The sequence below is a fragment of the Mycobacterium sp. 1423905.2 genome, from assembly GCF_001673155.1.
GTDB lineage: Bacteria > Actinomycetota > Actinomycetes > Mycobacteriales > Mycobacteriaceae > Mycobacterium.
In genome coordinates, this window is the sequence record NZ_LZLE01000071.1 from 1 (window position 1) to 5,897 (window position 5,897).

Genomic DNA, 5,897 nt, shown 5'->3' on the forward strand with positions numbered 1-5,897 from the left:
CCGATCTGCTGGGCCGGTAGCGCGGCTACTAGAGGGTCCGAGTGCGGGAGGTGGCGAACTTGTAGATGAGCAACAGGATCACCGCACCGACGAGCGCACCGAGGAAGGAGTGTTCGATCGGCGGGGTGATGGTGAATTTGTGCGGCGGGAAGACCACGCTTCCCAATGTGCCGCCGACGTAAGCGCCGGCGATGCCGAGCAGGGCCGTTGCGATCCAACCCATGGGCTGCCTACCCGGAACGATGAGTCGCGCGATCAAGCCGACGACGAGGCCGATGACGATTAGCCAGATGATGTGCAGGATCATGACCAGCTCCTTGGTATTGACTTGTAGCAGGGTGCGACTCGTATACCCGGAGCAGACGCGGTCTATTGCATCATCAAAGTAACGATTTGCTAAGCCGATTCTGAACGCAATCACCCCAGATCAGGGGTGCAAATCCGCGCTCAGGTCGAGGTTGTCGGGCGCGGCGCCGCGGCCCCCGGCGCCACCTCACCGGCGGGCGCCTGCGCGGGAGCCGGAGCCTGGGCAGGCGCCGGTGCGGCAGGAGCGGGCGCGGCCGGGGCCGCGGGCGCGGCCGGTGCGGCGGGAGCTGGAGCGGCGGGAGCCGCGGGTGCGGCCGGAGCGGGAGCGGCCGGGGCCGGCGCCCCTGCGGCGGGCGCCGGCGCTTGGTCTCCCGGTGCCGGTGCCGGTGCGGCCGGCGGCGTCCACGGGCGAATCGACTCCGTGAGCGCCTTGGCGGCGTTCTTGTCGACCGGATTGTTCGCCGTCCCGAGCCACACCACGAACCAACGCTGCGGAGGCCCGGTCGTGGTAGCGCCGGCCGGCGGGGTACCGATCACACCCGTCCAGATCTGCCCGTTCGGCTTGGTCGTGTCGCTGAACTTCACCTCGTAATAGGAAGCGCTGCCGGAAAGCCCATTGGCGTTGAGCGGCGTGGCTTCCTGGTTCACCCGCGTGCCCGGATACGGCATGAAGAACTCACCCATGTCCGACCCGAGTCGGACCGCCGCCTTGGGATTGGTGGTTTCCGCGCTGGCGTACAGCTTCGCGTCCAGCCGGCCCAGCACGATGCGCGTGTCATTGGCGACCGGCGGTGCCTGCCCGGGCGCGGGCGCCTCCCCGGCCGCCTTGCTCAGCAGCGCCGAGCCGTAGTCCAGGTGGGAAGCGTCGGACTCCACCCAGCCGGCCGGCACGACGTAACTGAATCCGCCGACGGCGTTGGTGACCCGCCCGGGCTCGGGGGCATTCGGGTCTACCACCGGTGGCGCGGGGGCGTTCGGGTCAGCTGGGGGCGGCACGGCACCCGGGTCACCCGGCGCTGCGTTGGGCGCCGCCGGAGCCGGCGAAGCAGGATTGTTGGCCGGCGCCGGCGCGGGATTGGCGGGAGCGTTCGATGGCGGCGGCGCAACGCCCGGATTGGGCGGGGGCGCCGGTTCGGGATCGGCGCTCGAGGTCGCCGGCAACGCGATGGCGAAGACGCTGGCACCGGTCGCCGCGGTGATGGCCAGCGTTGCCCACAGGCCTTTGCGGCGTGGCGTGTTCGGGTGCACCTGATGCATGGCGACGAACCTACCCTGTTGACGCCGCGAAGCAAGGATGGCTCAGCCGGTGTCTACCGGTGAATTTGGCGCCCGATGGCTCACGGCAGGTTGTTTCGCTTGAATGCCGCGTGCAGCCGAACCTCTTGCGCCTTAACGCTGAACCACACCCGCGAACCCGGCGTCAGCCGCAGTTCCGCAGCGGCGTCGGCGGTGATGGTGGCGGCCAGGCCGGGCGCGCCGTCGGGTTGGTCGCTCCCGCGCACGACGACAGCAGAGCCCCGGGTATCCAGTTCGACGACAACTACCTCCACGGTGTTGCGCGGGCTGCCTCGCGGTGGTTGCGGGTACACCGCCACCGCCGCCGGCTCAAACACCGCCACCGCCTGCTGGCCGTTGCTGAGTTGCTCACCGGCAACGCCATACCAACGCTCACCGCAGGGACCCTGCAAGCTTGCGTCGTCGTTGAGCGATCCGCTGACCAGGTTGACCCCCGCGATCCGCGCGCCGAAATGGCTGCGCGGCGCCGCCAACACCTCAGCGACCGGGCCGATTTCGGCGATCCGACCGGCCTCGAAGATCGCCACTCGATCGGCCAACGTGAACACGTCCACCAGGTCATGAGTGACCAATATGACGGCGCAGCCGCTGCGGGCAACCACATCGCGCAGCACCGCACGAATTCCCGCGGCCGCCGCCACATCCAGCCCGGTCAACGGCTCGTCGAGCAACAGCACCTGCGGTTCTGCCGCCAACGCGCGCGCGATCGCCACCCGTTGCGCCTGACCGCCCGACAGTTGGCGCGGCTTGCGTTCGGCCCATTCGGCGGCGCCCACTTCGCGCAGCCACCGCAGCGCCGACTGCCTCGCGTCATGGCGGCGAGACCCGAACAACCCGCGATGGCTGTGCGGCCCGAACGCCACATTGGCAGCCACGCTCATATGCGGAAACAACAGCGGGTCTTGCAGCAACAGCCCGACGCGGCGGTCGTGGGTGGCGACGCTGATGCCCGCGGCGGTGTCCGTGAGCACCCGCTCCCCCAGCCGCACCACGCCCACATCCGGGTGAACCAGCCCGGCGATGACATGCAGGGCGGTCGACTTACCCGCCCCGTTGGGTCCCAGAACCGCCAAAACCTCGCCCGCGGACACTGAGAACCCGACATCCAGACCGCGCTCCGCCACCACCGCACGCAGCTGCAACTCCGTCATGGGCAGTTACCTCGTGTCTGTCCCGGCGAGCCGGCGCGCACCCAGTCCCAGCACGACCAGCGCCGCCACGACAACCAGCACGATCGACAGCGCCACAGCGGCGTCCGGGTCGTCGACCCGCTGCAAATAGATCTCCAAGGGAAGGGTGCGGGTGACGCCCTGGCGGGACCCGGCGAACGTCAGCGTCGCCCCGAACTCCCCCAGCGAGCGCGCGAACGCCAACACCGCCCCGGAGGCGAGGCCAGGGAGCAGCAGCGGCACGGTGACCCGCCACCACACAGTGCCGGGCCGCGCCCCGAGGGTCGCCGCCACCACCTCATAGTCAGCGCCCGCGCTGCGGGCAGCGCCTTCTAGCGAAATGACCAGGAACGGCAACGACACGAACGTCTGCGCCAGCACCACGGCCGCCGTACTGAAGGCGATGTGCACACCGGCACCTTCCAGATACCGCCCGATCAACCCCAGCCGCCCGAAGGCATACAGCAGTGCGATACCGCCCACCACGGGCGGCAGTACCAGTGGCAATAGAATCACCGGCCGGACCGCGCGCCCCAGCGGGGCGCTGCCGCGCGCCAGAACCAACGCCATCGGCACGCCGAACACCACGCACAGTGCGGTGCTGGCCGCGGCGGTCTTGAGGCTGAGCAGCAGCGCGCTCTGAGACGAGTCGCTGGTGACCAATTGCCAGAAGCGCGGCCAGTCGACCTTGACCGCGATCGCGATCAGCGGCAACGCCACGAACACCACCCCGGCCGCGGCGGGTAGATAGACCCAGCGGGGCAGATCGGTCGGCCGGCGCACTGCAACTCGTCAGGGCTTGGCGAAACCGGCCTGATCCAGGATCTGCTGCCCGGGGGCAGCGGTCACCGTGGCCACGAATTTCTGCGCCAACCCGGCCTGCGGTGCCTTCTTCAGCACCGCGACGGGGTAGACGTTCACCGCGCCGGCGGATTCCGGGAATGCGACGCTGGCGACCTTGTCTCCGGCGCTGCGCGCGTCGGTGACGTAGACCAGTGCCGCGTCCGCTTGTCCAGTGGTCACCTTGTTGAGGACGTCGGTGACGTTCGGTTCCTCGCTGACGGGATTGAGGCGGGTGCCGGTGGCGTCTTCGATGCGCTGGGTGGCCGACCCGCACGGCACCGGCCGCTGGCAGGTGACCACACTGAGTCCGGGCCTGGTCAGGTCGGCGAACGACGCGACGTGCTTCGGATTGCCCGGGGCGGTCACGATGACCAGGGTGTTCGACGCGAAACTGGTCGGAGTACCGGCCAGCAGACCCGCCTTGGCGACGACGTCCATTTGCGCGGTGTCCGCCGACGCGAAGACGTCAGCGGCCGCGCCCTGGGTCAGCTGCGTCGCCAATTCCGACGAGCCCGCGAAGCTGAACTCCACGTCGACGCCCGGATTCTCCGTTTTGAACCGCTCGCCGATCTGAGTGAACGCGGACTTGAGGGACGCGGCCGCGAACACTACGAGCCGACTGTGTTGCGAAGACGTCGAGTTCAATCCACAGGCCCCGACCGACACCAGCGCCGTCACGATCAAACCGGCCAGCACCCCGATTCGACGCATTGGTTCAACCTACTGGCCAGGTCGTCTGCCGCCGAGAGAGGGCAGGCGCGAAACGTTATGGAATTGGCCCGCGCGTCGCCGCGGCGGCAATTTCGCCGGATAGCTACTGTCCAGTAACATCAATCTGGATTAACGCCGTAACAAGCGGAGATCCCAGGCGCGTGAGATGCGCTGGTGAAGTGCCAGGGTCTGGGTTCAACGTTGAACACGAGGAGGCATGGCAGTGGAGGTTGTGGTCACCGGTGCCGACACCGACCTGGGACGCACCGTCGCCGAGGGCTTTCGCGACAACGGCCATAAGGTCACCCTCGTCGGTGCCCGTCGCGGCGACCTGGAGGTCGTAGCCAAGGAACTCGACGCCGACGCCATCGTCTGCGACACCACCGACCCGGCCAGCCTGCAAGAGGCTCGTGCGTTGTTCCCGCACCACTTGGACACCATCGTCAACGTGCCCGCTGCCACGTGGGAAGCCGGTGACCCGCGCACGTACTCGCTGTCCGACACCGCCACCGCCTGGCGCCGGGCGCTCGACGCAACGGTGCTTTCGGCGGTACTCACCGTCCAGTGCGTTGGTGACCATCTGCGCTCCGGCGGATCGATCATCAGCGTGGTATCGGAGAACCCGCCGGCGGGCAGCGTCGACGCCGCGGTCAAGGCCGCCCTGTCCAACTGGGTCGCCGGGCAGGCCGAGATCTACGGCACCCGCGGCATCACGGTCAACGCGGTCGCCTGCGGGCGTAGCGCCCAAGCCGGATACGAGGGCCTGTCCCGCACACCGGCCCCCGTCGCGGCTGAGATCGCGCGGCTGGCTTTGTTCTTGACCACCTCCGCCGCGCGCCACATCACCGGGCAGACACTGCATGTCAGCCACGGCGCGCTCACTCAATTCGCCTGAGAATTCTCCGGCCCGGACGCTACGGTAAGTACCGTGGCGATCAAGCTTGGGTTCCAGATTCCGAAATTCTCCTTCGGAACCGGCGTAGAGAAACTGTTTCCGTCGGTCATCGCACAGGCTCAAGAAGCCGAATCAGCCGGTTATGACTCACTTTTCGTCATGGACCACTTCTATCAGCTGCCCATGTTGGGAGCGCCCGACGAGCCGATGCTCGAGGCTTACACCACACTCGGCGCGCTGGCCACCGCCACCGAACGGGTGCAACTGGGCACGCTGGTCACCGGGAACACCTACCGCAACCCGGCACTGTTGGCGAAGATCATCACCACTCTCGACGTGGTCAGTGCCGGCCGGGCGATCCTGGGTCTCGGCGCGGGCTGGTACGAGCTCGAACATCACCAGCTGGGTTTCGAATTCGGCACCTTCACCGATCGCTTCCACCGGCTCGAGGAGGCGCTACAGATCCTTACACCGATGATTCACGGTGAGCGGCCGAGCTTTTCGGGCGACTGGTACAGCACGGAGACGGCGGTGGCCGAACCGCGTTACAGAGATCACATTCCGCTGTTGATCGGTGGCGGTGGCGAAAAGAAGACGTTCGCGATCGCCGCTCGCACCGCCGACCACCTCAACATCGTCGCGTCGCTCGAGGACCTGCCACGCAAGATGAAGGCCGT

The 5,897-nt window shown here is 68.0% G+C and carries 7 protein-coding genes; 2 read left to right on the forward strand and 5 right to left on the reverse strand.

The genetic code is table 11. The features are described 5' to 3' along the window. Nucleotides 1-28: 28 nt before the first annotated feature. The 5 genes from A9W95_RS04130 to modA all read right to left on the reverse strand — a co-directional run bounded on the left by A9W95_RS04130 (nucleotide 29) and on the right by modA (nucleotide 4,325). Nucleotides 29-307 carry a GlsB/YeaQ/YmgE family stress response membrane protein gene (locus A9W95_RS04130; protein WP_067409356.1) on the reverse strand — a complete coding sequence of 93 codons (279 nt, stop codon included), beginning with the start codon at nucleotides 305-307 and terminating at the stop codon, nucleotides 29-31. Between the two features lie 140 nt (nucleotides 308-447). After that, nucleotides 448-1,563, reverse strand: coding sequence for an alanine and proline-rich secreted protein Apa (locus A9W95_RS04135; protein ID WP_067409357.1), 1,116 nt, complete (start codon nucleotides 1,561-1,563; stop codon nucleotides 448-450). A gap of 80 nt (nucleotides 1,564-1,643) precedes the next feature. Then, entirely contained in the window at nucleotides 1,644-2,753 is a 1,110-nt protein-coding gene (locus tag A9W95_RS04140) for a sulfate/molybdate ABC transporter ATP-binding protein (RefSeq protein ID WP_067409358.1), read from the reverse strand. Nucleotides 2,754-2,759: 6 nt separating this feature from the next. Then, on the reverse strand, nucleotides 2,760-3,554 hold the full coding sequence (locus A9W95_RS04145) for an ABC transporter permease (RefSeq protein WP_067409359.1): 795 nt from the start codon (nucleotides 3,552-3,554) through the stop codon (nucleotides 2,760-2,762). A gap of 9 nt (nucleotides 3,555-3,563) precedes the next feature. Next, nucleotides 3,564-4,325 carry a molybdate ABC transporter substrate-binding protein gene (modA, locus tag A9W95_RS04150; RefSeq protein WP_067409360.1) on the reverse strand — a complete coding sequence of 254 codons (762 nt, stop codon included), beginning with the start codon at nucleotides 4,323-4,325 and terminating at the stop codon, nucleotides 3,564-3,566. 217 nt (nucleotides 4,326-4,542) lie between these two features. Between modA and A9W95_RS04155 the strand changes: the two genes are divergently transcribed. Both A9W95_RS04155 and A9W95_RS04160 read left to right on the forward strand, forming a co-directional pair. After that, nucleotides 4,543-5,220, forward strand: coding sequence for an SDR family oxidoreductase (locus A9W95_RS04155; protein WP_067409361.1), 678 nt, complete (start codon nucleotides 4,543-4,545; stop codon nucleotides 5,218-5,220). A 33-nt stretch (nucleotides 5,221-5,253) separates the two neighbouring features. Then, a partial coding sequence (locus A9W95_RS04160; protein WP_067409362.1) for an LLM class F420-dependent oxidoreductase occupies nucleotides 5,254-5,897 on the forward strand: 644 nt, incomplete at its 3' end.